At 60.3% G+C, this 26,512-nt stretch carries 22 protein-coding genes and 1 other RNA gene; 8 read left to right on the forward strand and 15 right to left on the reverse strand.

Going from position 1 to position 26,512, the window contains the following annotated elements; genetic code table 11:
- Nucleotides 1-36: 36 nt before the first annotated feature.
- The 4 genes from PMX60_RS07665 to PMX60_RS07680 form a co-directional block, all read right to left on the reverse strand.
- Nucleotides 37-417 (reverse strand): peptide chain release factor family protein, encoded by a 381-nt coding sequence (locus PMX60_RS07665; RefSeq protein WP_416377923.1) that lies wholly within the window; start codon nt 415-417, stop codon nt 37-39.
- Nucleotides 418-500: 83 nt separating this feature from the next.
- On the reverse strand, nt 501-1,079 hold the full coding sequence (locus tag PMX60_RS07670) for a xanthine phosphoribosyltransferase (RefSeq protein ID WP_271747443.1): 579 nt from the start codon (nt 1,077-1,079) through the stop codon (nt 501-503).
- Nucleotides 1,080-1,236: 157 nt separating this feature from the next.
- Nucleotides 1,237-2,541 (reverse strand): MFS transporter, encoded by a 1,305-nt coding sequence (locus PMX60_RS07675; RefSeq protein WP_271747444.1) that lies wholly within the window; start codon nt 2,539-2,541, stop codon nt 1,237-1,239.
- Between the two features lie 142 nt (nt 2,542-2,683).
- Nucleotides 2,684-3,967 carry an O-acetylhomoserine aminocarboxypropyltransferase/cysteine synthase family protein gene (locus PMX60_RS07680; protein WP_117746415.1) on the reverse strand — a complete coding sequence of 428 codons (1,284 nt, stop codon included), beginning with the start codon at nt 3,965-3,967 and terminating at the stop codon, nt 2,684-2,686.
- A 230-nt stretch (nt 3,968-4,197) separates the two neighbouring features.
- On the opposite strand from PMX60_RS07680, the gene PMX60_RS07685 reads away from it, so the two are divergent.
- Nucleotides 4,198-4,644 carry a C-GCAxxG-C-C family protein gene (locus PMX60_RS07685; RefSeq protein WP_229066760.1) on the forward strand — a complete coding sequence of 149 codons (447 nt, stop codon included), beginning with the start codon at nt 4,198-4,200 and terminating at the stop codon, nt 4,642-4,644.
- Between the two features lie 67 nt (nt 4,645-4,711).
- Here PMX60_RS07685 and PMX60_RS07690 read toward each other — a convergent pair whose 3' ends face one another.
- The 4 genes from PMX60_RS07690 to rpsA form a co-directional block, all read right to left on the reverse strand.
- On the reverse strand, nt 4,712-5,350 hold the full coding sequence (locus PMX60_RS07690) for a YigZ family protein (RefSeq protein WP_271747448.1): 639 nt from the start codon (nt 5,348-5,350) through the stop codon (nt 4,712-4,714).
- A 351-nt stretch (nt 5,351-5,701) separates the two neighbouring features.
- Nucleotides 5,702-6,063: RNase P RNA component class A (gene rnpB, locus PMX60_RS07695), an RNA gene on the reverse strand.
- Nucleotides 6,064-6,377: 314 nt separating this feature from the next.
- Nucleotides 6,378-7,496, reverse strand: coding sequence for an IS1249 family transposase (locus PMX60_RS07700; RefSeq protein ID WP_271747449.1), 1,119 nt, complete (start codon nt 7,494-7,496; stop codon nt 6,378-6,380).
- A gap of 271 nt (nt 7,497-7,767) precedes the next feature.
- Complete coding sequence (rpsA, locus tag PMX60_RS07705) at nt 7,768-8,934, reverse strand: 30S ribosomal protein S1 (RefSeq protein WP_022095232.1); 1,167 nt, start codon at nt 8,932-8,934, stop codon at nt 7,768-7,770.
- A gap of 315 nt (nt 8,935-9,249) precedes the next feature.
- On the opposite strand from rpsA, the gene PMX60_RS07710 reads away from it, so the two are divergent.
- Complete coding sequence (locus tag PMX60_RS07710) at nt 9,250-10,008, forward strand: HAD family hydrolase (RefSeq protein ID WP_035138010.1); 759 nt, start codon at nt 9,250-9,252, stop codon at nt 10,006-10,008.
- A gap of 193 nt (nt 10,009-10,201) precedes the next feature.
- Here PMX60_RS07710 and PMX60_RS07715 read toward each other — a convergent pair whose 3' ends face one another.
- Complete coding sequence (locus tag PMX60_RS07715; protein ID WP_271747450.1) at nt 10,202-11,521, reverse strand: L-cysteine desulfidase family protein; 1,320 nt, start codon at nt 11,519-11,521, stop codon at nt 10,202-10,204.
- Nucleotides 11,522-11,792: 271 nt separating this feature from the next.
- Here PMX60_RS07715 and rpiB point away from each other — a divergent pair, with 271 nt between their 5' ends.
- A complete protein-coding gene (gene rpiB / locus PMX60_RS07720; RefSeq protein WP_117762860.1) occupies nt 11,793-12,260 on the forward strand; it encodes a ribose 5-phosphate isomerase B in 468 nt (155 codons plus the stop codon).
- A gap of 138 nt (nt 12,261-12,398) precedes the next feature.
- Here rpiB and ndk read toward each other — a convergent pair whose 3' ends face one another.
- From ndk to PMX60_RS07740, 4 genes are all read right to left on the reverse strand, one after another.
- Nucleotides 12,399-12,803, reverse strand: a complete 405-nt coding sequence (gene ndk / locus PMX60_RS07725) for a nucleoside-diphosphate kinase (protein WP_035138006.1) — start codon at nt 12,801-12,803, stop codon at nt 12,399-12,401.
- Nucleotides 12,804-13,188: 385 nt separating this feature from the next.
- Nucleotides 13,189-14,619, reverse strand: coding sequence for an argininosuccinate lyase (gene argH / locus PMX60_RS07730; protein ID WP_271747451.1), 1,431 nt, complete (start codon nt 14,617-14,619; stop codon nt 13,189-13,191).
- A 118-nt stretch (nt 14,620-14,737) separates the two neighbouring features.
- The gene (locus PMX60_RS07735; RefSeq protein ID WP_158550218.1) at nt 14,738-14,908 is read right to left on the reverse strand and encodes a hypothetical protein; all 171 of its coding nucleotides are present in this window, start codon (nt 14,906-14,908) and stop codon (nt 14,738-14,740) included.
- A 233-nt stretch (nt 14,909-15,141) separates the two neighbouring features.
- Nucleotides 15,142-16,368, reverse strand: coding sequence for an argininosuccinate synthase (locus PMX60_RS07740; RefSeq protein WP_271747452.1), 1,227 nt, complete (start codon nt 16,366-16,368; stop codon nt 15,142-15,144).
- Nucleotides 16,369-16,922: 554 nt separating this feature from the next.
- Here PMX60_RS07740 and PMX60_RS07745 point away from each other — a divergent pair.
- The gene (locus PMX60_RS07745) at nt 16,923-17,750 is read left to right on the forward strand and encodes a Cof-type HAD-IIB family hydrolase (protein WP_271747453.1); all 828 of its coding nucleotides are present in this window, start codon (nt 16,923-16,925) and stop codon (nt 17,748-17,750) included.
- Between the two features lie 275 nt (nt 17,751-18,025).
- Here PMX60_RS07745 and polA read toward each other — a convergent pair whose 3' ends face one another.
- Nucleotides 18,026-20,776: a DNA polymerase I gene (gene polA, locus PMX60_RS07750; protein ID WP_271747454.1), complete on the reverse strand. Its 2,751-nt coding sequence runs from the start codon at nt 20,774-20,776 to the stop codon at nt 18,026-18,028.
- A gap of 166 nt (nt 20,777-20,942) precedes the next feature.
- On the opposite strand from polA, the gene PMX60_RS07755 reads away from it, so the two are divergent.
- Nucleotides 20,943-22,340 carry an aminopeptidase gene (locus tag PMX60_RS07755; protein WP_271747455.1) on the forward strand — a complete coding sequence of 466 codons (1,398 nt, stop codon included), beginning with the start codon at nt 20,943-20,945 and terminating at the stop codon, nt 22,338-22,340.
- 124 nt (nt 22,341-22,464) lie between these two features.
- A complete protein-coding gene (locus PMX60_RS07760) occupies nt 22,465-23,274 on the forward strand; it encodes a YaaA family protein (RefSeq protein WP_271747456.1) in 810 nt (269 codons plus the stop codon).
- A gap of 134 nt (nt 23,275-23,408) precedes the next feature.
- Here PMX60_RS07760 and PMX60_RS07765 read toward each other — a convergent pair whose 3' ends face one another.
- Nucleotides 23,409-23,930: a hypothetical protein gene (locus PMX60_RS07765; protein WP_006234163.1), complete on the reverse strand. Its 522-nt coding sequence runs from the start codon at nt 23,928-23,930 to the stop codon at nt 23,409-23,411.
- A gap of 171 nt (nt 23,931-24,101) precedes the next feature.
- Here PMX60_RS07765 and thiC point away from each other — a divergent pair, with 171 nt between their 5' ends.
- Together thiC and thiD are read left to right on the forward strand one after the other, a co-directional pair.
- Entirely contained in the window at nt 24,102-25,436 is a 1,335-nt protein-coding gene (gene thiC, locus PMX60_RS07770) for a phosphomethylpyrimidine synthase ThiC (RefSeq protein ID WP_271747457.1), read from the forward strand.
- A 182-nt stretch (nt 25,437-25,618) separates the two neighbouring features.
- A complete protein-coding gene (gene thiD, locus PMX60_RS07775; protein ID WP_271747459.1) occupies nt 25,619-26,449 on the forward strand; it encodes a bifunctional hydroxymethylpyrimidine kinase/phosphomethylpyrimidine kinase in 831 nt (276 codons plus the stop codon).
- Nucleotides 26,450-26,512 lie beyond the last annotated feature (63 nt).

Below are 26,512 nucleotides of genomic sequence, written 5' to 3' on the forward strand. Positions count from 1 at the left end.
AAACAGTCCCTATTTCACCGCAACTTATTGATAAGATCATTCCTCCCCGCCCAGCTTGCGACGGTTGGCCTTTTTAATCGCATTGAAGTGTTTGTCGTTGAGCCTGCGCTGGCGCGATCGCTGTGGCACTTTGGTCTTGACGCGGCGGCGCGGCGGACGCCCGCGACGCTCAAGCTCAGCGCGCAGCTTACGTAGGCAGCTGCTACGGTTTTGGAACTGACTGCGGCTCTCGCGCGCCATCACGACAATCCCCGAAGGGATATGTTTCATGCGTACCGCCGAGTCCGTCGTGTTCACGCCCTGTCCGCCCGGACCCGTCGCGCGAAGCACCTGCACCTCGCAATCGCGCGCCAACTCCTCGGCCGACATCTCGGCATAGCGCGCATACTCGCGCCATCCCATCTTATTCTCATCCATATCAACACCTCCCCTCATACAAAAAATGTGACAAAGGGACAGTCCCTTTGTCACATCGCATACCAATCGCTTGTGTTGCGCGCTTAGGCGAAGGTGATCTCGCCGTTCTCGCAGTCCATATCGGCGATACGTGCCAGGCTCTCAACGCGGAAGCCGCGCTTACGGAGCTTATCGCCGCCGCCCTGGAAGCCCTTCTCAACGGCGATGCCAATGCCGGCAACTTCGGCGCCCGCAGCCTCGCAGATCTTAATAAGGCCCTCAAGCGCGCAGCCGTTGGCCAGGAAGTCGTCGATAATCAGGACCTTGTCGCCCTCGGACAGGAAGCGCTTACCCACAATGACCGGGTACTCCTTCTGCTTGGTAAAGGAGTAGATGGTCGTGGCATACTGCTCGCCGTCGAGGTTGATGGACTGCGCCTTCTTGGCAAAGACCACCGGCACGCCGCCAAAATGCTGAGCCGCGATGCAAGCCATGCCAATGCCCGAAGCCTCAATCGTCAGGATCTTGTTGATCTCGACACCCTCGAACAGTCGGGCCCACTCGGCGCCCATGTGGTCGAACAGCCCAACGTCGCATTGGTGGTTGAGGAAGGCATCAACCTTAAGGACGTTACCGGCCTTTACGATGCCGTCATGGCGAATACGATCCTCAAGCTCCTGCATGGCGCAACCCCTTCTCGCGGCAACGATACCGCGCGATTAATAAACGTTGTTCGATAGTCTACCACGGACCGACCCCCGCCCGCCCCACAAGCCACATCGCACCACAAACCAGTCTTTTTGGGACGGCGCGAATCGTGGCAGACAGCCTCCCAACATGCTAATGGCGGGCGCGCATCTTCACCAAACGCACCATGGCAAGCGCAAAGCCCACGGCGGCCACAGCCATGAGTACGTAGAACACCGAGCGAAAGCCGAATAGGAATACGTCCGGACGACCTGTAACAAAACTGGTCACGGCCTCGCCCATTGCCACGCTCATCTGCCCATACAGGATATGCGACGCCGCCGTAATGCCGAGCGCCATGCCGGCGTAGCGTGCCAAACTACCCAGGCTGCCCGCAAAGCCGAGCGCTTCGCGCGGAGCCGAGCCCATATACAGCGAGTTGTTGGGGCTCTGGAAAATCGACGTACCGCACGACATAAACGCGGCACAGCACACAATCACAGGGATGGAAGAGTGCTCGTCGAGCGTACTTACCGCAAAGAGCCCGCACACGTACACGCCCAGGCCGACCGCCGTGGGACCCTCGCAGCCAACACGGTCCGAAACCGCACCCGAAAGCGGGCCGATAAAGGCATTCACCATCGGCAGCGCCAAAAACAGCAATCCGGAAATGTCGGAACCAAAGCCGTGGGCGTCCTGAAAATAGAACGGCAGGATAAACTCGGATGCGCCAATACCAACGAACACGATGAGCATGCAGGCAAGGTTGATGGTAAAGGCCGAATTTGCAAAGCAGCGACGAGTGGCCTCGGCAAGGGACATGGGACGGTCGCCGGCCTCCGGCTTAACATGCGGCAACGTGTAGAGCCCCACGATAAACGAGATGACGCCAATGGGCAGGTTGATGAGGAAGATGCTCTCCCAGGGAAAGCTTGCCACCAGCATGCCACCGAGCACGGGGCCACACATCATGCCGAGGGCCACGAAGGTCGCGAGAATACCCATGGCACGGCCTCGTTCGCGCGCCGGAAACGACTCGGTGATGATACCCATGTTGTTGGCCATGGCCGCCGCGCAACCGACACCCTGAACAATGCGTGCCAGGATAAGAACCTCGAGCGAGGACGAAAGGCCGCACAGCAGCGAACCGACCGAAAAGACGATGACGCCCAGCTGGAACACATTCACCTTGCCGCGCACGTCGCCCAGACGGCCAAACGGCAACATAGCCACGCATGTCGCAAGCAGATACACCGAGCTTACCAGCTGAATGCGATCGAGGCCCACGCCCAGCTCCTTTTGCATCACGGGCAGCGCCACGGTCACGACGGTCGAATCCAGACACACCATAAACGTCATGATGAGCACGGTAAACAGAATCGCCCACTTGTTCTTGCCATGGGTGTCGCCCTCTAGGGCAATGTGCTCGCGGCGCAGCTGCTCTGCAGTTTTCTCCATATCCATCCTTTCGAGTGGCCCAACGCAAAAAAACGGGGCCCAATCGCATGCAAACAGCCGCAATTGGGGTCCCGCCTACGGAATCGGAACGAAAGGTCGCCGAAGCTTTCTGCCAGCATCGGCGCCTCGCACGAACGCTAGCCTAGCACTGCTCGAGCGCCTGCTCAAGGTCGGCAATCAGATCGGCCGTATCCTCGAGGCCGCACGACAGGCGCACCATGTCGGCGGAGATACCGCAGGCGATGAGCTCCTCATCGTTCATCTGGCGGTGCGTAGCGTTAGCGGGATGCAGGCAGCAGGTGCGGGCGTCGGCCACATGCGTGGCGATCTGGGCGAGCTTGAGGCTCTTCATAAAGGTCTCGGCCGCCGCGCGACCACCATTAAAGCCAAAGCTCACAACGCCGCAGGTACCGTTTGGCATGTACTTCTGAGCGAGGTCATAGTACTTGTCGCCCTCCAGGCCCGGATAGCTCACGAAGCGCACCTTGGGATGGCTCTGCAGGAACTTGGCAACGGCCAGGCCGTTCTCGCAATGACGCGGCATGCGCACATGCAGGCTCTCGAGCGAGCTGTTCAAGAAGAACGCCGCCTGCGGGTTCTGCATGGGGCCAAGATCGCGCATGAGCTGCGCGGTGGCCTTGGTAATGAAGGCGCCCTCGCGACCGAACTTCTCGGCATAGGTCACGCCATGGTAGCTCTCGTCAGGCGTGGTGAGACCCGGGAACTTGTCCGCATGGGCCATCCAGTCAAACTGGCCGTGGTCGACGATCACGCCGCCCAGGTAGGCAGCATGTCCATCCATGTACTTGGTGGTGGAGTGCGTAACGATGTCGGCGCCCCACTCAAAGGGACGGCACATCACGGGCGTCGGGAAGGTGTTGTCGACCATCAGCGGCACGCCGTGGTCGTGCGCGGCCTTGGCAAAGCGCTCAATATCGAGCACGGCAAGCGCGGGGTTGGCGATGGTCTCGCCAAAGACGAGCTTGGTGTTGGGCTGGAAAGCGGCCTCCAGCTCCTCATCGGTGCAGTCGGGTGCGACGAACGTGCAGGTCAGGCCCATGCGGCCCATAGTGTGAGCCAGCAGGTTGTAGGTGCCGCCATAGATGGCAGAGCTCGCGACCACATGATCGCCGGCACCGGCCACGTTAAAGATCGCGAGGAAGTTCGCAGCCATGCCCGAGCTCGTGAGCATCGCAGCGGTGCCGCCCTCCATCTCGCAGATCTTGGCAGCAACCAGATCGCACGTGGGGTTCTGCAGGCGGCTGTAGAAGTAACCGGACTCCTCCAGGTCAAACAGCTTGCCCATATGCTCGGACGTATCATACTTCCACGTGGTGGACTGGTAGATAGGCACCTGGCGCGGCTCCGCGTCACCCGGGCGGTAGCCGCCCTGAACACAGGTAGTACCGATGGTCTGCTCGCTCATATCTAGCTCCCTTGCTTGGGTTTTGATTTATTCGGTTCACGATACCGCTACCCCGCAGCCCTCTCAACCCATCCCCAAGGTAGGTTATGGGACAAATCGATCAGGGGTATTTATCTCAAGCCTTGGGCATTTGCTCGACAGAGAAAAATGAGGCATCCATGAAGCTCTCGATGATTACACGCACCGTCACGGGTACCATAAGCGGGTAAACCGTGACCAAGGAGACAACGATGAAGCAAATCGATACGGCCCAGCTCGACATCACCGCCTGTCAGGCTCAAGCTGCCGAATACCACGCCCGTGGCTTTAACTGCGCCCAGGCCGTTGCCTGCACGCTCGCACCTGCCGTCGGGCTCGACCCCCAGACTGCCTTTACCCTCACCGAGGGCTTTGGCGCCGGCATGGGTGGCATGACCGAGACCTGCGGCGCCATCTCGGGCGCCGTGGCCATCATGGGCTTTGTGATGAGCGACGGCATGGAAAACCCCAAGACCAAGGGCCAGACCTACAAGCTGTCGCGCGAAATCGCCAAGCGTTTTGGCGAGAAGAACACGACGACCGTCTGCGGCACGCTCAAGGGCATCGGATCGGATAAGGGTCCGCTCCGCAGCTGCCCCGGCTGCATCGACGATGCCATCGAGATCGCCTGCGATGTGCTAAAGCAGCTCGCCGAGTAAACGGCAGCAACATAAAACGACGGCCGGCGCGTTTGGGATCCATCCAAAAAAACGCCGGCCGTCGCCGTTAGAACTCGGCAAATTTGGGAGCGCCGACCTCGATCTCTTCGCGCCCCGCCATAAGCTCGCGCATCTTGGCGCAAAATTGCTCCTGCTCCCCCGCTTTGAATACCAGGTGAAGTGTCACGGCATCCGCGTAATCGGTATCCGAAACCTTGGCACCCGAATCCTGCGCCAAACGAAGCACCTGCTCGTACTGCGGATAGGCCACATGCACGTCAACAGGCACGACGCTTGTCATCTCAACGATCTGCCCTGCCTCCTGAGCCGCGGCCACCGCCGCCTGCGTCGCCGCGGTATAGGCGCGTACCAAGCCACCAGGCCCCAACAGCGTGCCACCAAAATAGCGCGTCACCACGCAGCAAACTTTTTTGAGCCTCGCACCGCGCAGCACCTCGAGCGTCGGCATGCCGCTCGTGCGGCTCGGCTCACCATCATCGCTCTGGCGCTCGCGCCCATCGACCAAAATCCACGCGGGAACATTGTGTCGAGCGTCGTAATGACGCTTGCGAACCATCTCGATAAAGGCATTCGCCTCATCCTCGGACTCAATATGGACCAGCTGGGCAATAAACCGGCTCTTGCGGTCCACAAACTCGCCCGAAGCCTCATTATTCGATTGCAGAGTAAAATAGCTGTCCAACAAAGCCCCTCAACAACAAGCAAAGCAACAAACAGCCTCAATAATACGGCAAAGACCGTACCGATAACCCCGGTAAATAGAACGGCGACGCCGATGACCAGGCAAAGACAGCGAGATGCCAAGAACGGAACCGCCGATGATTCCGTCAACGAAAGCGAGAACCCATCAGCGCGAGCAAGGTGCCTTGAAAGACAAGATTGCAACAGAAATGAGGCTGCCGATGACCAGGCAAAAACAGCGAGACGGCGTCAGCTGAGTCGATTTGGCCCGAAAGAGGAGGGAGCACGCCTTATGGCGGCGACCGACGAATGAGCGCCAAATCGGCCAGCTGACGCCGTCGCAGCGTCGACAAGAATGCTGAGCGGGCCTATAAGCCGGGTTCTGTCGTGAACGGTCATTTATCTTGTCTGCACGTTACCGTGCAGCTCCACGCACGCTACCCGAACGCGGACCGGGCCGGCCCATAGCGTTCCTATTCGCGCTTGCTCCGGATGGGGCTTGCCAAGCCGCCGTGTTGCCACGACGCTGGTGGTCTCTTACACCACCGTTTCAGCTTTTCCCTTTACGCCTTGCGGCGCAGGTGGGAGTCTTCTTTTCTGCGGCGCTTTCCGTCGGATCACTCCGCCCGGCCGTTAGCCGGCATCCCGCCCTCTGGAGCCCGGACTTTCCTCACGCGTACTGCAAACAGCACATCGCGCGACCGTCTGGCCCACTCAGCAGTGCAAGAGTGTAGCACACCGTCACCACAGGCAATGGCACAACACAAGCGTTCGACACGATAAACCAAGAACCACGCCATGCAGTACAATAGGGTTGTCGATGGGCAACGTCGTCAGTCGAGACGCGACCGCGCTCCGCACCCCTCCGTCTACTCGGTGCGTTCCCGCCTCCTCCCCGAGGCGGGATGTCGACATTTTTCACGCACCGACAACCCAATAGCAAACAGACAACCCGGGCAGCATTGCGCACGGGTAGCATCGCGGCTTATAGGACAAAATGTGTGTCCCGATAGAACACCCGTTTCCATCCATTAATCCAGCCAGAACGGGTACGGGCCCCTGTGGTGGAGGTCCTCCCACACGGCCCTGTCGCCCCACTCCGGCCCTCCGTCCTCGCGCGACGGCGAGGCGGAGTAGACGCTGAACAGGAAGTCGATGTCCGCGTCGGTCGGCATCGCGGCGAGCTTCTCGCGCGCCGTCCTCGCGTCCCCCGAGTGCGCGTGGCACCACCAGAACACCGCCTTCACGCGCTTGACCGACGTCAGCCCCCGGTGGTTGCGCAGGACGGCCCTCAGCTGCGAGTTCACCCCTCCCTCGATCATGTTGTTGGTCGACGGCAGCGGGCCGGCCTTGGCCAGGGCGGGGTCGAGGTAGGTGAACAGCGTCCCCGCCGACACCAGCGACGACAGCGACGAGCGCGCCCGCCTCAGCCTCTCGTGGGTGTAGACCCTCCTGCCGTCCACCACGGTCCTGTCCTCCAGGAAGTCGGCCCAGAACCCGCACCAGTCGAGGTAGCGCTCGACCCAGAGCTCGGCCTGGTGCAGCGTCTCGATGCCCATGAGGTCGCGCGCGATGAGGTAGAGCTCGCGCCCCGCCTGGAGCTTCGGCCGCGTCGTCGTGTAGCGCTTGACCTGCGAGAAGGCGTGGAAGGCGCACCTCTGGACCCTGGTGCGCGGCCAGGTCTCGCGCACGGCCTTGGCGAATCCGCTCCCGCCGTCGGTGACGACCACCTCGGGCGCCGGGATCGGCGCCATGAGGGCCGACCACGCCCTCGAGTTCTCCGACCTGGCCATGTACCAGGAGACCACCCTCTCGCCGCTGCAGCATATGAGCACCACGAGGTCGCGCGCGACCCAGATCCCGTCGACGTAGAGCACGCGGTGCAGCTCGCCGTCGGGGACGGGCATGGGCCAGACCTCCCAGAACTCGGCCGTCCTGCGCCTGAAGGACCGTCCGCCGCCCGGCATCGCCGCCTGGGAGTCCTTGGAGAGGAGCCACCCGAGGAACTCGTCCAGCCTTGCCGCCGCGTCGTCGTACCTCACCGTCGTCGACGCGCCGCAGGCCGTGCACCTCCACCGCTGGGACCCCGATGAGGTCCTGCCGTTGCGCTTGGTCCGACCGCCGCAGTAGGGGCAATAAACGGCCTTCATGGGCACCTCTTCCGAAAGGGTATTTAACGGTTCCGGAAAAGGTTATCTACCTGCGGGAACGATAGGCAACCGGACACACATTCTGTCCGAGCGGTTAAAAGCGGGCACGGAATTTAAACGGCTGAAAAAGGGGCATCGACCTGCGCCGATGCCCCCAACGTGGACACACGTTTTGTCCTATAAGCCAGCATCGCGCGCCTCAGCACCAAATGCAAAAAGGGACCCGTCCATTACGGACGGGTCCCTTAAAACAAGTGATCGTCAAACCGATTTACTCGGCGTCGGTCTCCTCGTCCTTCTTCTCGGAAGGAAGCGGGGTAACCTCGATCTCGACGCCCAGAGTCTCAGCAGCGGACTTCATGGACAGGGAGATACGACGACGGTCGAGGTCGATCTCCATGACCTTGACCTGAACCTTGTCGCCCACGTGGGTGACCTGAGAAGGCTGATCGACGTGCTTGTTGGCCATCTCGGAGATGTGAACCAGGCCCTCGATGCCCTCGCCCAGGTCGACGAAAGCGCCGAACGGGACAAGCTTGGTCACAGTGCCCTCGACGATAGCGCCGACGGGGTACTTCTTGACCAGTGCACGCCACGGATCCTCGGTGGTCTGCTTGAGACCCAGGGAGATGCGCTCGCGGTTGAGATCGACGTCGAGAACCTCGACCTCGACCTCCTGGCCGACCTTGACAACCTCGGAAGGATGGTTGACGTGGTTCCAGGAGAGCTCGGAGATGTGGATGAGGCCGTCGATACCGCCGAGGTCGACGAAGGCGCCGAAGTCGACGATGGAGGAAACGGTGCCCTGGAGACGCATGCCAGACTTGAGCTTGGACAGGATCTCGGAGCGCTCGGCCTTACGGGACTCCTCGAGCACGACGCGACGGGAGAGGACAACGTTGTTGCGGTTGCGATCCATCTCGATGACGCGAGCCTCGATGCGGGTGCCCATGTAGGAGGTGAGGTCCTTGACACGACGGAGGTCGACGAGGGAAGCGGGCAGGAAGCCACGCAGGCCGATGTCGAGGATCAGGCCGCCCTTGACAACCTCGATAACCTCGCCCTCGACGTTCTCGCCGGAGTTGAACTTCTCCTCGATGCGGTTCCAAGCACGCTCGTACTCGGCACGCTTCTTGGACAGGACCAGACGACCGTCCTTGTCCTCCTTCTGGAGAACCAGAGCCTCGATGGGATCACCGAGTGCAACGATGTCTGCAGGGTTAGCGTCCTTGCGGATGGACAGCTCGCGGACCGGGATAACGCCCTCGGACTTGAATCCGATGTCAACGAGCACCTCGTCATGCTCGATCTTAACGACAGTGCCGTTAACGAGATCGCCCTCATCAAAGTCGGTAATCGTACCGTCGATGAGGTTGTTCATCTCCTCCTCATTGACATCGTCAAGAGAGAAAATGGACGAGTTCTGAATCTCACTCAAAGGTGGACCCCTTTCGAACTACGGGGCCCCGATTGCTAGGACCTACAGAAGGGTGCGACAAGCACACAACGTTTAGGAACACTCGGGAGCCGACAGATACTAATGTGACGCTTATGCAATCACGTTCGTATAGGTTACGGGGAAATGAGTTCGATTTCAAGCGTGAACTGCGATTTTTTACTCGTGTGGAGACTTTTTCGTAATCTTATGAACACACGTCTCCGCAACTTGACGATAACCAGCCAGGCATTCGGCTTTGGGGTAAAGTATCCGGAGCCAACGACTCTAGATCAAATTTACGAGAAAGGTGCCCGCGTGCTCAAAGCAGTCGTTTTCGATATGGACGAGACGCTTCTCAGCATCAACCTCAACGCGTTCATCCTTCGCTATTTTAAGGATGTCTCTTCGATGCTCGCGGATATCGGCCGCCGCAGCCGCGGTGGCACGATGGCACGCCTCGGCACCATCCTGGTCGACCTCAACGCCAATCGCCGCAGCGGCACGGACAACCGCACCAATCTTGAGTTTTACCAAGAAGAGGTCGAGCGCCGATGCGGGATCTGCCTCTCCGATCCCCTCATCTACGAGGCGTTTACCTACTACGAGCGCGAAGTTCTTCCGTACAAGAACGACGATATCATTAACGCCCACGCCATGCCGGGCGCACACGCCGCGCTCCAGGCCGTACAGGACGCAGGGCTGCGCTACGCGCTCTTTACCAACCCCAGCTTTCCCCAGGGGGCCATCGAATGCCGCATGGGTTGGGGCGACCTGGCTGACGCCCCCTTTGAGCTCGTCACGCACATGGGAAACGCTACCCGCTGCAAGCCTGATGCCACCTACTATCTAGAGCAGCTTCAGGTGATGGGGCTCGAGCCACACGAGGTCCTTATGGTGGGCAACGATCCCAAACGCGACTTCCCGTCCCCCGATTGCGGCATCCAAACCGCCTTTGTGGGCCAGGGCAAGCCCAGCCGAGCCACCTGGCGCGGAACCATGGAAGACTTCGCCCGCGACTTCAACGCCGTAATCGAAGCCTTCTACGAACACCAAATAGCCAACGAACTGTCATAGAACCCCTCACTCGCTCCAAACAAAACAACGCCGCAGGTTGAGCATAAGCCAGCGAAAACGCCCCTAAGCGAGCAATGTGCCTTGAAAGAGGAGGGCATAGGCCTTCTGGCCATGCCCGACGATTGAAAGGTAGATTGCCGCTTAGGGGCGTTTGCAGCGTCGACCGGTTACGCGGTTTGGTAAAACCGCGTAACTAACAAACCTGGGTTTTGCCGATCATGATGTTGAGGATCTCGACGTCGGTATCTTTCATACCCACACGGCCCACGTAGCCCATGCTGGCGATTGTCTGCTCAACGGTATCTTGGATCAGGCCCTCGCCGGCGCGGAAGCCGCGACCCTGCATGGCCATATCATGGCCCAGAATCGCCGCATCGACGGCAGCCGAGATCTTGGCGGCACAGCTCGCCTTGGCGCCGTCGCACACGATGCCGCCCACGTTACCGAGCGTATTCGAGACCGTCGCGCCAATCTGCTCGCGCGTGCCACCGCACAGCCAGGTAATCGCAGCGCCGGCGCCGCACGCGGCGCAAATAGCACCGCAAAACGCCGAGAGCGCACCAATATAGCTCTTGATATGCACGGCGATAAGATCGGACAGCATCACGGCGCGCACCAGGCGCTCGTGGTCGCAACGCAGGTACTCGGCATACTCCATGACGGGCAATGCGCAGGTAATGCCCTGATTGCCCGAGCCGCACACAATGGCGACCGGCAGCGCGCAGCCGTTCATGCGGGCGTCGGACCCGGCGGCCGCACGGGCACGGGCACGGCAGGCGACGTCATCGGCACGAGCACCCAGCAGCGTGCGGCCCACCTCGGCGCCCCAAGCGTGCGCAAGGCCCTCGGCACTGATCGCGCCATTCAGCTCAATCTGACGCTCAACGGCAGCGCGGGCGTCCTCAATGTCGCCGTCCTCAATAAAGTCGATGATGGACTCAATCGACATGGGCGTGTCGGCCTTATCCGCCGCACGCTCGGCCACCACGCGCTCGGCGCAGGCGGCACACTCCCCCGCTGACTTGCCGCATACCGGAATACCGTCGAGCGTATGGCACGTGACATTGGTGTGGTGATCGGTAATCTCGACGACCGCGGTATGGCCCCCGGCCGTCGCAGTCACCTTGATGTAGAGGTTGGGCACACCCTCGACAAGCGACACATCGCAGTAGCCGGCGTCGGCGAGGAGCTCGGCCACGCGTGCACGGTCTTCATCGTTAACGCTCTCAAGCACCTCGAGCGCGCTCTTGGCGTCGCCGCCCACGGCACCCAGCACGGCCGCGGCCTCAATACCGTGCATACCGCCCGAGTTGGGCACGGTCACACTCTTAACGTTCTTGATGATGTTGCCCGAGCAGGCAACGTCCATATGATCGGGTTCGCAACCGAGCGTCTGACTCGCCAGCGCCGCTGCATAGGCAACGGCAATGGGCTCGGTGCAGCCGAGTGCACAGACAAGCTCGCGGTTCAAAACATCGCAAAACGCGGCATCACGAAGGGAATCGGTAGGCATAGGTATCTCCTGCTTGCATAACGGGCTGGGCTCTCAAAAAAGTTAGCTCCTTTATTTGATAACAATGCATCAAAAACCGCAACCATGGTTCCGGCAGACGGCGCTCAAGCGCTAACTGACGACATTCATTCACGAGAAGCCAGTCTTGTTGCCTGCTAAAGCGTTTGACCAAAAAACGCTCGAGCGTTTACGCAAAAGTCGCGCTATCATGCAGTCGAACGCGGTAAACACCTTTAGCATTTGCGCCGCACAGACCAGAGAGGAACCATCCATGAAGATCGGTATCGGTAACGACCACGCCGCCGTCGAGCTCAAGAACATCATTTCCGAGCACCTGAAGGAGCGCGGCTGCGAGGTCGTGAACTTTGGCACCGACACCTCCGAGAGCTTTGACTACCCCATCGCCGGCTACAAGGTGGGTAAGGCCGTTGCCAACGGCGACGTCGACCTGGGCATCCTCATCTGTGGCACCGGCGTCGGGATTAGTCTGGCTGCCAACAAGGTCGAGGGCGTACGCGCCGTTGTGTGCTCCGAGCCCTTCAGCGCCAAGCTCTCCCGCATGCACAACAATACCAACGTGCTCGCTTTTGGCGCCCGCGTCGTGGGCTCCGAGCTCGCCAAGATGATCGTCGACGAGTGGCTCGACGCCGAGTTTGAGGGTGGTCGTCACGAGCGTCGCGTTAACCTCCTCAACGAGATCGATCACACGCGCGCCCTTAAGATTGTCGACGAAGCCTAAACTATTCAGTGCCACAAGCTAACAGCAGGGGCCCGCTCGGAACACATGTCCGAGCGGGCCCCTGCATAAAAGGCGCCGCGGATGGAGTTCCGCGGCGCCCAAGCCACACGCTAACAGCTTTAAGGAGTCAAAGCTGGTTTAGCCAAAGAAGCGCTTGATCTCAATCTCGGCGTTCTCCAGGCAGTCGGAGCCGTGGATCACGTTGGCGTTGACATCGACGGCAAAGTCGCCGCGGATGGTACCAGGAGCAGCCTCAAGCGGGTTGGTAGCGCCCATGAGGGTGCGCATCTTAGCAACAGCTGAGAGACCGGAAACGACCATCTTGACGACCGGACCGCTCGTCATAAAGTCGCAGAGACCGCCAAAGAAGGGCTTGTCGGCCAGATGGGCGTAGTGCTCCTCGACGGTAGCGCGCTCGAGCGTGGTCATCTCCATGCGCTCGATGACAAGGCCGCTGCGCTCAATGCGAGCAACGATCTCGCCGATCTTGCGGTCGCGCACGGCGTCGGGCTTAATCATGATGAAGGTCTTCTCGATAGCCATAAAAGTAGCCTTTCAAGTAGGTTCGCGCGTGCCCAAGTCCCATTCCGGCACCCGCCTGGACTGCATCGTAACAGAGTTTTAGCTGCAGTTAAACAAAAAGCTGTTTATTAAAACGTTGCAATTTATTAAAGCGCTCCATATGTGTCACTTCTGTTTCGAAGCCCGATTAGAGTACCATCCGACCGCCCATCAACCGCATCGAACAGAGCAGGCGGTCGGTTGCCGCCCGCGAACGTAACCCCTTCACAACCTGCCCAAAGGTCCTGCAGAAGTTCTCGACAAGCCCCTACCCCATAGCAACAAAATACGGGTGCCCACATCAGCAGGCGCCCGTAAAGTGAAAACGATTTATCAATAAACGGCCAAAACGGCTTCAGCCAAATCCCTACTTTACCCCGTGGCCCATCTCGACGACCTTAGTCAGTGACCCAAACACACCCTCGTCAGCCACGAGCTGTGCCTCGGCGCGATCAAGCTGCACGGCAACAGCGGCAGGGGCGGTGCCGCCCTCGGTCGTGCGCGCGGCGACAATCGACGGGATGTCGAGCGCCTCGGTAATGTCGCGCTCAAAGAGCGAGCTTGCCTCCTGGAACACCTCAAACGGCAGGTCCTCAAGATTGCAGCCGCGCTTCTCGCACATCAGGACCAGATGGCCCACCACGGCATGTGCCTCGCGGAACGGCAGGCCACGCTTGGCCAGGTAATCGGCAACATCGGTGGCGGCAAGGTGCCCCACGCCGCACTCGCGCGCCATGGCATCCTCGTTGACGGTCCAAGTCGAAATCATTCCGGCCATAACGGACAGGCACTGCATGAGCGTATGGGCGGTATCGAGCGCGCCCTCCTTGTCCTCCTGCAAGTCCTTGTTATAAGCAAGCGGCAAGCCCTTCATGGTTACCAGCAGCTGCACCAGGTTGCCATACACACGGCCGCTCTTGCCGCGGATAAGCTCGGCAAAGTCGGGATTCTTCTTCTGCGGCATGATGGACGAGCCGGTGGAGTACGAGTCGGAAAGCGTGATAAAGCCAAATTCGGAGCTCGACCACAGCACGATCTCCTCGGAAAGACGCGACAGATGCATGGCCATGACGGAGCCGGCGTAATGCAGATCGAGCAGGAAATCGCGGTCGGAAACCGCATCGAGCGAGTTGGGAATCACACCCGCAAAGCCAAGTTCGGCAGCCGTCATCTGACGGTCGAGCGGATAGCTCGTACCGGCAAGCGCGGCAGCACCCAGCGGGCAGTTGTCGGCGGCATCAAAGGCTGCCTTCAGGCGCGTAAAGTCGCGCGCGAACATCCAGGAATACGCCAGCAGATGATGCGACAGCAGCACGGGCTGAGCGTGCTGCATGTGCGTGTAGCCCGGCAGAATTACCTTGTCGTACTTCCTGGCCGCATCCACCAGCACATGGCGCAGCTCAAGATTGGCCTCCATGAGCTCCTTGGCCAGCGCCTTGACGCCCAGGCGTGTGTCGGTCGCCACCTGGTCGTTGCGCGAACGTCCGGTATGCAAGCGCTTACCGGCCTCGCCGATGCGACGCGTCAGCTCGCTCTCGATGGACATATGAATGTCTTCGTCGTTGATGTCGAAGGTGAAGTTGCCGGCATCGATATCCTGTTCGATTCCGGTCAGGCCCTTGGCAATCGCCTGCTCGTCCTCGGCACTGATGATGCCCTGGGCCGCCAGCATCTTGGCATGCGCCTTAGAGCCGGCGATATCCTGCTTATAGAGATGTTTGTCGACCGGCAGCGACGCGCCAAACTCCTGCGTGACCTCGGCCACGCCCGCCTCAAAACGACCGCCCCAAAGAGCCATGGAACCGTCCCCTTTCTCCAAATACCAAAACAAGCGCCCAAAGTATTGCGCCATGTCGCTAAAGCAATTATTCAACCGCTAGTTTTGCATATTCCCCACCGTGCGCGGGGCCATGTAGCTAATTTGCAAAGAAGTGACGCGCCATGCACTTGGCGCCCAACGTCTCCCTCCGGATGTTGCCCTGCGAACCATCGATCCAGGCCTTCAGGCTCATAGGGACGTCCTCGACCCTTGCAGCATCGAACTCGGGCGCGAGGGCAAGTAAAGCATGCGCAATAGCATTGAACATAATGGATACTCCTCATATATATAGGCGCAGAGCCGCCAAATTGATAGAAGGAGCCCCGCCGGACAACCCCGGCGGGGCTCGGACTCAGCCGCAGACGCGACATCATATATGCGGGCGGAACGTAGGGGCCACCGATGTTAAGAAGTGTCAGCAAGCATAACGAAAGGTAGGGACCCCGTGCGCCCGTTATGTATCACGCGGATGGGCCGCGCGGATACCAAGGGAAGGAGGCGCTAGGCCTGGGCGGCAGCAGAGCTGGGGCCCTGGACCTTTGCCCACGTCTTGAGCGACAGCGTATCGATCTCGATAAAGCCGGCGCTGGCCTTCTCGTCAAACGTGGTGTCGCGGTCGTAGGTAGCCAGACCGTAGTCGTAGAGGCTGAAGGGGCTCTTGCGGCCGACGACATGGCAGTTGCCCTTAAAGAACTTCAGACGGACAGTGCCGGTCACGAACTTCTGGGTATCGGCCATAAAGGCATCGAGCGCGTTTTTGAGCGGGCTGTACCACTGGCCGTTGTACACGGCGGTGGCCCAATCCTGCTCGAGCTTGATCTTGGTCTTGAGCAGGTCGCCCTCGACGCAGATGTCCTCGAGCGCCTTGTGGGCGGTGATGAGCGTCAGGGCTCCGGGGACCTCATAGCACTCGCGGCTCTTAAGGCCCACCAGGCGATCCTCGACCAGATCGAGACGACCAAAGCCATTGTCGCCGGAGATCTTGTTGAGGGCGATGACGATCTCGGAGAGCTTCATCTTCTTGCCGTCTACGGCGACGGGCTTGCCGGCCTCAAACTCAACCTCGGTGTAGGTCGGGGTGTCCGGCGTGTCCTCGGGGTTCTTGGTCATAACCCAAGCGTCGTCGAGCGGCTCGTTCCAGGGATCCTCCAGGTGACCGCACTCAATGGCACGACCCCACAGGTTGTCGTCGATGGAGTAGGGGTTGTCGTTGGCACCCTCGGGAACCGGCACGTTGTGGGCGTGGGCATAGGCGACCTCGTCGGGACGGCACTTCAGGTCCCACTCGCGAACCGGGGCGATAACCTTGAGCTCGGGGTCGAGGGCCTTGACGGCGGCCTCAAAACGGACCTGATCGTTACCCTTGCCAGTGCAGCCGTGGGCGACGTAGGTCGCGCCAAACTCGTGGGCGACCTCGACAAGCTTCTTGGCAAGCAGCGGGCGAGACAGGGCGGAGAGCAGCGGATACTTATTCTCGTACATGGAGTTTGCGGCGATGGCTTTGGTCAGGAACTCATCGGAGAACTCGTCGCGCAGGTCGAGCACCTGGCAATCGAGAACGCCCAGGTCGAGCGCCTTCTGCTTCTTGGCATCCAGTCCGGTCTCTTCCTGGCCCACGTTGCCGCAGACACAAACGACATCGAGATTCTTCTCGTCCTGGAGCCACTTGACACATACGGATGTATCAAGACCACCGGAATATGCGAGAACGACTTTTTCCTTGCTCATGGCTGTTTCCTTTCGCCCTTGGTAGCTAGTTAGAACATCGGTCAGTTGCAAGTCATTTCAAGGTCATATACCGTGCAATATCAGGTTAAATAGCAAAAATCAGCACATACATGCCCTAGAAACATGCAGCAATGTCGTGCTAAAACCCAACGACCTCAAAATGACTCTGTTGAGGCAATTCGCCCCATGCGGACAGAGACGATTGTTATCGTCGTCGGGAAATTGCGCGCTGGCGTCGGATGGCATTGTCTGCAGTGGTGATGATCGTTACGAACTGCATCTGCCTCTCCTTTCACCTATCGCCGGGCGCAATTCTAATATCGTAAACGGTACCTTTTCCTCGGTAAGCGGTTGTTTTTCCGTCTCCGTTTTCGATGGTCGCTATATTACGCTAAAGTGCCCGCAGCACAAGCGACAAATTCAAATTTCTGAAAAGTTTTTTCATTACTTTGTGAAGCGTGGTGCAAATACGCTCCGTTCCTGCGAAAATACGCCCGACTACGAATTGATGGTTATAACGTCTGAAACAATCTCGAAACGAAAGGCTCGCTTTTATGCAAACTTACGAATCGGACGCCAATATCGGAAACATTAAGATTCTCGCCGTCGACATGGACAAGACGCTGCTGACCGACGAGCGCGTGCTGCCCCAGGGTCTTGATGAGCGCCTGGACAAGCTCGCCGACGCCGACATCGTATTCTGCCCCGCCAGCGGACGTCCCGCCCCCAAGCTCGAGGAGATGTTCGAGGGCGTCAAGAACCGCCTCGCCTTTTGTCCCGACAACGGAGCGTGCGTGATCTATCGCGGAGAGTATATCTATAAGAGCAATATCGACGCTGAACTGTATCAGCGGGTCTTGAGCCGCGCCTCGGAGGATTCGCGCGCCGTCCCCGTGCTGTGCTGCTACGACGAGTTCTATGTGCTTGCCCGTGACCATCAGTATCACAACGAAATCAGCGTGTACTACAACACGATCAACTACGTCGATACCTTTGAGGGCCTTGACGTCGAATCCAACAAGATTTCGATCTTCTTCCCCGACTACGACGCCGAGCCGGCGTTTCGCGAGGACTACAGCCCGGCATTCTCGGACCGACTCTACGTCACCAATGCTGGCCGCGAGTGGATCGACTTTATGAACCTGGGCGTCGACAAGGGTTCGGGTGTGGCGCATCTCTGCGAGCGCCTGGGCATCGATATCGCCGACGCCGCCGCTGTGGGCGACACCTACAACGATATCCCCATGCTGGAGCGCGTCGGGCACAGCTTTATCGTGGACAATGCCGAGGAGCACATGAACGCACATGCCAAGTGGCGCATTCCGAGCAACAACGACGGGGGCGTACTGACGCTCATCGACGCCATCTTGGCGGCTCGTTAACGTTGCTCGTCGGACCTGGCCGGGCGAGCGGGTAAGTTTTTCGTTCGGTCAGGTCCTGGGCTCGCTCGGAAAGCACATTAAGTGCTTTCCGGCTCGTGCGGAATCTACGAAAAACTTACCCGCTCGCCCGGCCAGGTCCTGCGGTGACTTGCTTGCCGTCTGGATGGCGTCTTGGCGCCTAGATACTTTGGCTGATTTTTATTGAACGAAGGACGCTCCTTGTTGATGAGGGGCGTCCTTCTGGTTTTGGTTACTTTGGGGTTGTTGGTGCTTCTTTATTTGGCATCGGCCCAGGTTATGCCGGTGCTGGCTTCGGCGATGAGGGGTACGCGTAGGTCTACGACGTGTTCCATGACGTCTTGGACCATGGCGGTCAGGCGCTCGACTTCGTCGATGGGGCACTCAAAGTCCAGTTCGTCGTGCACTTGCAGGATCATGTGGGCGGCAAAGCCTTCCTCTTCCAGGCGGCGGCTTACGCGGGCCATCGCGATCTTGATGATGTCGGCGGCGGTTCCCTGCATGGGGTGGTTCATGGCCGTGCGCTCGCCAAAGCCGCGGAGTTGCGGGTTTTTGGCCTTGAGCTCCGGAATATGACGACGGCGGCCGTACATGGTCTCGGCGTAGCCCATCTGCTTGGCGCGCGCCACCACGTTGTCGAGGAACGTACGCACGCCCGGGTAGGCCTCGTAGTAGCGGTCGATCATGTCGCGTGCCTCGGCCATCGAGATATGCAGCGACTGCGACAGGCCGTAGGCCTGCTGGCCATACACGATGCCAAAGTTCACGGCCTTGGCGCGACTGCGCAAGTCGGGCGTTACCTCGGACACCGGCACACCAAACACGCGCGCCGCCGTCTCGGCATGGAAGTCCTCGCCCTCGTTAAAGGCGCGCACCAAGTGCTCGTCACCCGAGAGATGCGCCAGCAGACGCAGCTCGATCTGCGAGTAGTCCACCGCCAAAAAGACGCTTCCCTCGCCTGCCGAAAACGCCGTCTTGACGGTACGACCCAGCTCCGAGCGCGTCGGGATGTTCTGCAGGTTCGGGTCGCTCGAGGACAGACGCCCCGTTGCTGTGATGGTCTGGTTGTACGTAGTGTGCACACGACCGTCACCGCGGCGTAGCGGGCCCAGCGTGTCCAGATAGGTGGACTTGATTTTGGACTTCTCACGCCAGTCCAAAATCAGGCGCACGATCTCGTGGTCGCGGGCAAGGTCACTCAGCACCTTGGCGTTGGTCGAATAATAGCCGCGCTTAGTCTTCTTGAGGCCCTTGGTCGGAAGCCCCATCACATCAAAGAGCACATGCGACAGCTGCATGGGACTGCCAATATTAAAGGTCTCGTCACCCGCCAGGTCACGAATGCTGCGCTCGACCTCGGCAATCTGAGTCGCCAGGCCCTCGGACAGACTATGCAGACGGTCGGGGTCTACGAGCATGCCCGCGCGCTCCATCTTGGCAAGCACCGGCACGAGTGGCATCTCGATGCCATCGAACACGTTGGAGGCATTCTCACGGGCCATGCGGTCGCGCAGCGGTGCGACCAGCGCCAGCGTCAAGGCCGCCGTGCGAGCGGCGGGCGCGGGGGCGTCCTCGCCGGCACCCTCTGCACCGCGCGCCGCAGGCAGCGCCATCTGCAGATAGGTATCGGCCAGATACGCCTCATCGAACTCGGAGCGGTCGGAATCCAGCAGGTAGGCGGCAACCACGGTATCGAAGATGCGCGTGGAATCGACTGCCAGCGGGTCCATAAGCTCGGGCTCAGAAGAATCGATGGGCGAAAGCTCGTGCAACAGCGCCTTCATATCCGGGCTCGCCACGCGACCCTCCATAAAGAGACGCACGAGCACGCCGGCAATCACGCCGTGGACGAAGTTGAAGCCCTCAACCTCAGCCGCCGCACCGCCGTCGCTCTCCTCGAGCGCAAACAGGCCCTTGGACGTCGCCAACCACAGCGTGCGCGTCAGGCCAAAGAGCGCGCCCTCTTCCTTGTCGTCGTCCACCACGGCGGCAACCCACTCGTCGGCATCAATCGCGCGGGAGACCTCAGCCGCAACGGCACCAAGCGCGTCAGCTTCGCCGGCAGCTGCACGAACCATCGCAGGCATCTCAAACATACTGGAGACAGCAGCAGCCCCGCCCTCGCCGCCGATCAGCGCCAAGAAACGGTTCTGCATGGCGGTGATACCAAGCGTGCCCAGCGCAGCGGAAACCTCATCGGCAGAATACGCCGGGAAGGACGTCGCCTCAAAATCGAGCTCAACGGGCGCATCGGTGCGGATGGTCGCGACCTTGCGGCTCAGCAGCGCGTCGTCGATGTGCGCGCGCAGGTTCTCGCCCATCTTGCCCTTGACCTCGTCGGCATGCGCGATGACTTCGTCCAGGCTACCGTACTTCGCAATGAGCGCACTCGCCTTTTTGGGACCGATGCCCGGTACACCGGGGATGTTGTCGGACGTATCGCCCTTTAGACCGTAAAAATCGGGCACGAGCGCCGGCGTAATGCCGTGATACAGGTCGTCCACGCTCTCGGGCGTCATGATCGCCACGTCAGACAGGCCCTTGCGGGTCGAGACCACGTTGACGTGCTCGGTCACGAGTTGATACATGTCGCGGTCGCCGGTCACCAGTAGCATGTCGCAGCCGGCCTGCTCGCCCAGGCGCGCCATGGTTCCCAGGATATCGTCGCCTTCCCAGCCCTCGGACTGCAGAATCGGCACGTTGAGCGCGGTGAGCAGCTCCTTGATCATCGGAAACTGCGCATGCAGATCGGGGTCCATGGGCGGGCGTTGCGCCTTATACTGCGGCAGCATCTCCATGCGCACGCGCGGTTTGCCCTTGTCAAACGCCACGACCACACCGTCGGGGTTAAAGGCATCGATCATCTTGAGAAACATGTTCAGAAAGCCGAAGATCGCGTTGGTGGGGCGGCCGTCCGGCGCATTCATGGTGGGCGGCACGGCGTGGAAGGCGCGGTGCATGAGCGAGTTGCCGTCGATAACGGCAAAGGTGCGGCGCTTGTCAGACATATTGAATACCTCGCTTTGGGCTGGGCACGGTTTGCTCACACCAGTTTACACGCTCCCCGCCCCGCGACCACCGCACATCAGGCTTCCCTGCCGCCGCGGGCCCGCGCGTGATACGATGGCTCACGGTACATCAACCAGCACGATCGATCCGAAAGGAGCCTGCGTCATGGAGCGTCCCTGCGCATGGAAAAAGTACACGCCACAGCAAGTCGAGGAACTCGAGGAGCTTTGCCGCGGCTATAAGCAGTTTTTGAGCGAGAATAAGACCGAGCGCCTGTGCGTCAAGACCGGCATCAAGATGGCCGAGGAGGCGGGCTACGTCGACTTGGAGACCGTGATTGCCGAGGGCCGCACGCTCAAGGCCGGCGACAAGGTGTACGCCGCCAATCACGGCAAAGACCTCATGCTCGTCAACCTGGGCACCGCCCCGCTCGAGCAGGGCTTTAACATCCTGGGTGCTCACGTGGACTCGCCGCGCCTGGACCTTAAGCAGAATCCCGCCTTCGAGGCCGGCGACATGGCCTACCTCGACACGCACTACTACGGCGGCGTCAAGAGCTACCACTGGGTGGCCTCCCCGCTCGCACTCGTGGGCGTCATCTGCAAAAAGGACGGCACCACCGTCGACATCAACATCGGCGACAAGGCAGACGATCCGGTCTTTACCATCTCCGACCTGCTGATCCACCTCTCGAGCGAGCAGATGTCCAAGCCTGCCAAGGACGCCGTCGACGCCGAGATCCTCGACGTGATCGTGGGCGGCCGTCCCGTCAAGTTTGACGAGGACGACAAGGACGCTCCCAAGGAGCCCGTCAAGCAGATGTTCCTGGACATCCTCAAGGAGCAGTACGACGTCGAGGAGGAGGACTTCCTCTCCGCCGAGATCGAGGTCGTGCCCGCCGGCCCCGCCCGCGACATGGGCCTCGACCGCTCCATGATTCTGGGCTATGGCCATGACGACCGCGTCTGTGCCTACCCCTCCATGCTTGCCCAAATCGACGTCGCCAACGTGGAGCGCACGAGCATCACGCTCATCGTCGACAAGGAGGAGATCGGCTCCGTGGGTGCCACCGGCATGACGAGCCGCTTCTTCGAGAACACCGTCGCCGAGATCATGACGCTCGCCGGCGAGGATAGCCCGCTGGCCCTGCGCCGCGCGCTCGCCCGCAGCCGCATGCTCTCCTCCGACGTGTCCGCCGGTTTCGACCCGGGCTATGCCGGCAAGTTCGAGACGAAGAACGCCGCCTTTATGGGTCGTGGCCTGTGCTTTAACAAGTACACGGGCAGCCGCGGCAAGGGCGGTTCCAACGACGCCGATGCCGAGTACGTGGCCCTCGTCCGCGACATCATGGACGAGGCCGGCGTGGACTTCCAGACCTGTGAGCTCGGTCGCGTCAACGCGGGCGGTGGCGGCACCATTGCCTACATCATGGCCAAGTATGGCATGAACGTCATCGACTCCGGCGTTGCCGTCCTGTCCATGCACGCCCTGTGGGAGGTCGCCAACAAGGCCGATATCTACGAGGCCTACCGCGGCTACAAAGCCTTCCTCGAGCGCGCCTAGCAAACCCTCGTAAGGCGCATCAAACCAGCCCTTTATAACTTGCGGTGGAATACGGACTAAACTGGCCCATAAACAGCCAAAACAGACCGTATTCCACCGCAACTTTTTTGGCAGAGGAGAGCCCATGCTGCAGGTCATCATTTCGCCCGCCAAGCAGATGCGCGCGGCCCAAGATGCTTTTGAAGTCCTGGGCATCCCACCCTTTGTGCGCGAGACGGCTCGCCTCCACCGCGCACTGCTAGATATCGAGCGGAATGAAGGCAGCGGCGGCCTGCAGGCGCTGTGGAACGTGAGTGACAAACTGCTGGGACCTTGCCTCAACACCCTGCATGAGTTCGGGCCCATCCTGAAAAGCGGCGATCTCGACAATCCCGCACTCGCCCGTCACCTCTCCCCTGCCGCCATGTCCTATCACGGCATTCAATACCAGAGCATGGCACCCGAGGTGATGGATTCCGCGCAGCTCGCATGGCTGCAAGACCATCTGTGGATCCTCTCCGGCCTCTACGGGTGCGTTCGTCCCTTTCATGCCGTCGAACCGTATCGGCTGGAGATGGGCGCGAAGCTTGTCGTCGACGGTGCCCGAGACCTCTACGCATTTTGGAGCGATAAGCTCGCGCGGGCTATCGCCCCGGCAGGTTCAAACACCACGATCGTCAACCTCGCCAGCGTAGAGTATGCCAAAGCCGTTCTGCCCCACCTCGCGGGCGACGCCACAGCCGTCACGTGCCTCTTTGGCGAGGGTATCCGCAACGGGAAGCCCATCCAACGGTCGACCGCCAGCAGAAAGGCGCGCGGCTCCATGGTGCGGTGGATGGCAGAAAACAAGCTCGAGGATGCAAGCGAACTTACCGCATTCAACATCGGCTATCGCCACGTCCCCGAGCTCTCATACCTAGGCACCCTCATGTTCATCAACGAACAGATGCTCTAGAGCCGGCACCCAACACTGACCCGCTCAGCCTTCTCTATATAACTTGCGGTGGAATAATTCCTATTTGAGCCTTTTTCGCACAATCAGGAACTATTCCACCGCAACTTTTATGAATTGGCTGCTAGGCTCGACACCTATTCTGCTAGACCGTCGGCCTTTGCAATCCCGTTTGTCGAACCGTCCTGATAGACAATCTTGACGTGCTCGACCTCGGACACCGCAACACCCGACGGGGGCTCCAGGCGCCATTCCGTCAGCGCGATATCCATCGTCGTGGGCACATCCCCTTGATCTTTGAGCTTCACCGTCAACGTTTTGAACGTCGCATCATACGTCACGCGTTCGATTTCCTCACCAGGAATAGACCCACCACTCAGCTGCAACTGCACAAACTCATCGCACGGGTACCAATAATCGCCCGGAACGGCGAGCGTATTGGCATTACCGCCAGTACTCCTCACCGTCATAATCGGTAGGCTATCATCAGCCTCGAACTCCCATGCAGCGCCGCCGCGACCACCAAACGTCCAGATACAAAAGGCAATCACCAGCACGGCAAGCACCGCAAAACCGATCGCGACAAGGCCATGGTGCGCACGGCTTTCCTCGGCCGATACATCCCATTGCGTCTCTCGATATAGATGCTTGTCTTCCATGTTCGCCTCCTCACAGGCACGCTCGTTAGGCCAATCGTACCCATTCGAGCTATACTTGAGCCCATTACATAAACGGGGGGCTTGCAGGACAAGACGGCAGGCTGAGATTGGGCGCGCCCGCCCTGACCCGCAAACCTGATATGGGTAATGCCAACGAAGGGAGCCGTGCCAATGAGCACACAGACCGAGCCCAAGCTCGTCACGCAAATCGACTTCGCCCGCGCCGGGCAGATCACACCGCAGATGAAGGAGGTCGCCGAGCGCGAGCATCTCGACCCCGAGTACATCCGCGAGCGCGTGGCCGACGGCCGCATCGCCATTCCCGCCAACATCGTGCATATCAAAAAGGGCATGCGCGCCTTTGGTGTCGGCGAGGGCCTGTCCACCAAGGTCAACGTCAACCTGGGCATCTCGGGCGACAAGGCCGATGCCGCCGAGGAATGGAAGAAGGTCAAGATCGCCGAGGACTTTGGCGCCGACGCCATCATGGACCTCTCCAACTCGGGCAAGACGCGCCGGTTCCGCCAGCAGCTCATCGACGAGACGCCGCTCATGGTAGGTACCGTCCCCATGTACGACGCCATCGGCTACATGGAAAAGCCGCTGGTCAAGCTCACCAAGGACGACCTGCTCGAGGTCGTTCGCGCGCACGCCGAAGACGGCGTGGACTTTATGACCATCCACTGCGGCATCAACAAGTCGGTCATTAAGACCTTTAAGGAGACCGGCCGCCTCATGAACATCGTGAGCCGCGGCGGCTCGCTGCTGTTTGGCTGGATGGAGGTCACCGGTAACGAGAACCCGTTCTATGAGTTCTACGACGAGCTGCTCGAGATTTGCCACGAGTACGACGTGACGATTTCGCTCGGCGACTCCTGTCGCCCGGGCTGCCTCTACGACTCCAACGACGCCACCGAGACCGCCGAGATGATCGAGCTGGGCAAGCTGTGCAAGCGCGCATGGGCCGCCGGCGTCCAGGTTATGGTCGAGGGTCCGGGCCACATGGCGCTCGACGAGATCGCCGCCAACATGAAACTGCAGAAGCGCCTGTGCCACAACGCCCCGTTCTATGTGCTCGGGCCGCTGGTGACCGATATCGGCGTGGGCTACGACCACATCACCGCTGCCATCGGCGGCGCTATCTCCGCCAGCTCCGGCGCCGACTTCCTGTGCTACGTGACGCCGGCCGAGCACTTGTGCCTGCCCAACGCCCAGGACGTGCTCGACGGCCTCATGGCCACCAAGATTGCCGCACACGCCGCCGACATCGCCAAGAAGGTGCCGCACACCCGCGACATGGACGACAAGATGGGCCAGGCACGCCGCAAGCTCGACTGGGACGCCATGTGGGAGTGCGCGCTCGACCCGGTTACGGGCAAGAAGCGCTACGAGGAGTCCCCCGCCGCCACCGAGGGCACTTGCACCATGTGTGGCAAGATGTGCGCCGTCCGCACCGTCAACAAGATCTTCGAGGGCACCACGATCGACCTCGGCATGGAGGACTAACCCTGTCGACGCGGCCGCTTCTGGCGGCGAGCTGGTGCCTGTCAATTGTTGACTTGTGAACATTTACTTACATTTGCGTAGAGATTGCATCGCCCGCCCGGGTTCGGCATAGAGTCGGCCCGGGCATCTTTATAATGCTGGCTTAAAGACCCATTTGATTCCGACCGAACAAGGGAGCGAACATGGATCGTAGTAAGGTACCTGCCGTCCTGTCCATCGCGGGATCCGATTCCAGCGGTGGCGCCGGCATTCAGGCCGACATCAAGACCATCACGGCGCACCGCCTGTATGCCGAGACGGCCATCACCGCCATCACAGCGCAAAACACACTGGGCGTTACCGCCGTGCAGGATATCTCGCCAGATATCGTAGCCGCGCAAATTGACGCCGTTTTTGACGATATCCGCCCAAGCGCCGTCAAGATCGGCATGGTTTCTTCTGTCGAGATTATCGAAGTCATCGCCGACCGCTTGAGCGCCTGGAACGCAACGAACGTGGTCGTCGACCCCGTCATGGTCGCCACCTCGGGCGCGCGGCTGATTGCCGAAGATGCCGCCGAGGCGCTCACCCGCCGCCTGTTCCCGCTAGCGACGGTTATCACGCCCAATATTCCCGAGGCCATGGCCCTGCTCGACTACGAGGTCGACTCCGAGCGCACGCAGCAAAATGCTGCCATGCTCCTCACCCGCCGCTTTGGTTGCGCATCCCTCGTTAAGGGCGGGCATCTTGTCAACGAGGCCAACGATGTACTGGCCGAACCCGCGCCACTCGATGACGAGGGCAACCATCTGGGAGATCCACTCACCACGTGGTTCCGCCACAAGCGCATCGAGACCGACAACACGCACGGCACCGGATGCACGCTCTCGTCCGCCATCGCCTGCGCGCTGGCTCAGGGCATGGATCTTGCCGACGCTGTCAACGCCGGCAAGGCATACCTAACGGGCGCTCTGGCCGCCGGCTTTGACATGGGCAAAGGCTCCGGCCCCGCCAACCATATGTGGCAGTATTAAGATTCGCAGCCCAAACCACCGCAAAGGTGCCTGTCCCCTTTGAACCACCGCAAAGGGGACAGG

It is taken from the genome of Collinsella aerofaciens (assembly GCF_028206995.1).
GTDB classification, from domain to species: domain Bacteria; phylum Actinomycetota; class Coriobacteriia; order Coriobacteriales; family Coriobacteriaceae; genus Collinsella; species Collinsella aerofaciens_AQ.